The organism is Flavobacterium xanthum, assembly GCF_900142695.1.
Taxonomy (GTDB): domain Bacteria; phylum Bacteroidota; class Bacteroidia; order Flavobacteriales; family Flavobacteriaceae; genus Flavobacterium; species Flavobacterium xanthum.
In genome coordinates this window covers 1-1,755 of the sequence record NZ_FRBU01000089.1, presented here as the reverse complement: position 1 = coordinate 1,755, position 1,755 = coordinate 1, and the positions used below count along the sequence as shown (strand labels likewise).

The 1,755-nt window shown below is 30.8% G+C and carries 1 protein-coding gene and 1 pseudogene; one reads left to right on the top strand and one right to left on the bottom strand.

Annotation, left to right across the window (positions count from 1 at the left end):
* Nucleotides 1-93 precede the first annotated feature (93 nt).
* Nucleotides 94-291 (top strand): annotated as a pseudogene (locus BUC11_RS17460) (IS91 family transposase); the annotation flags it as partial.
* 222 nt (nucleotides 292-513) lie between these two features.
* Here the strand turns inward: BUC11_RS17460 and BUC11_RS16465 are convergent.
* Nucleotides 514-1,671: an AAA family ATPase gene (locus BUC11_RS16465; RefSeq protein WP_073355787.1), complete on the bottom strand. Its 1,158-nt coding sequence runs from the start codon at nucleotides 1,669-1,671 to the stop codon at nucleotides 514-516.
* Nucleotides 1,672-1,755: the final 84 nt, after the last annotated feature.

Here is a 1,755-nt window from a genome sequence, read left to right as displayed (position 1 = left end):
ACATAAATTCATTTTTGTCCATGTCTAAATTGTTTAGAACAAAACTACTACCTTAGGTTAATCTAAAAAATATGTGGTTCGTCGGGCGGATACTGGAAACGGACAAAATTAAAACTTTTACAAGAAAAACTAAAGGTAAGAGTGCTAGAAAAAGTAGAGAAGAAGCCTTTTCTCCCCAAATGCCCTTGTTGCAAAACAGGCAATTTACATAGAATAGCTGTTTTTGACCAGCGTGGTCCGCCTGCTTGGTATCTTGGCGATAGCCACAGCTCAAGTCCCTGTGAAAGTTAAATTTATGGGTAAGGGATTTTATAAGTAAATGTGAAGGAAATCACGATAAAAACCACTTTCATTATACGACAAAAAAAAGAGGACTCTAAATCCTCTTGATAATCCTTCTAATAATTTTACGATAACTCCATAGTGTTAACGGCATGTAACCGGTTCCGTTCAACCGCGGGTTCATTGTTCGTTCTTCGAACGCAACGAAACCCTAGCTGTTACCAGCAGTTTTTATTGGTTTATTTTCCAATATTCTTGTAAAGCAATTTGAGAACAATATTCTTGGAATTGTGCAGGCGTTTCTTCATTTTCTAATTCAATATATTCTAAAACTTCAGAAAGTTGAATATTAAAATCAGAAAGAATTTTATTAGCCATTTCAACTTTATTTTCTTTTTGCATATATGTTAGTTCGATTGCCTTGTCAATTCTTCCAGGTCTTGAAGATATAAACGTCTGTGAACCATCTTCATTTATTGTAGGAACACCAATCGCTGAATCAATTTTTGTGATATCATTTGTTGTTATGATTGTAAAAACTCCATCAGATTTATCAACTCCATCAATACAATTTAATAACGTATCAAATGTTAAAGGCATTTTTGTTCCGCTATTTTCGTTATTTTCATCGTTTTGATTGTTAAACATTCCAGAAAACATCATTGAACTCTGTGCAATATTTTTTCTTTTATCAAATACATTATCTATATCTTCAATTAACGCTATACAAGGAATATTTAATTGCATACTTTGCCAAGATTTCATAAAATCATTATTTGACATTTGAGACAATGAGAAAAAATATATTGGCATATCTAAATCTTCCGCAAATGCTCTTACTAATGCAGTTTTACCAGTTCCGGGCGGACCATATAAAAGCCAGCCTCTTTTCCAAGGAATACTTTTTTCTTTGTACCATTCCTGACTTTTGACCCATAAACCAATGATATCAATAAGATTTTTTACTTCTTTTGGAAAGAATAAATTTTCTAATGCTTTTCCATTACTTTTTTTCTCTCGACCTAATTCATCTTGTTTTACTCCTAAAATACGATATTGGTTTTGCTTATACCAAGCAAAACCAGAATTATGATTATTACCTTCATTTCCGTTGTATTCTCTCTCTGGAAAGTAATAAATATTGAATCTATTTGAATTTACTTCTTTGTCATCTAAATTCCAGCTGATTCTATTCCTATTAATAATTGAATCTTGAACAATTTCGTCAAAATTTAATGTACTTCTTAAACATAAAATATATGAATATGTTTTATCGTTTTCATTTACAGAATGTGGATTTTCTGCTGTATTATTAATGTTTGGGTTTGTGTGACTAAAGTAAAAAGGTAGTTTTAAAAATTTAAAGAATTTTTTATTTGGTGGATTCAATTAATTAATGCGAATTCCTGATTATTGTTTAATAATTGTAAATATACTTCATTTGGAGAATCAAATTGATGCCTTTTCCGAGGT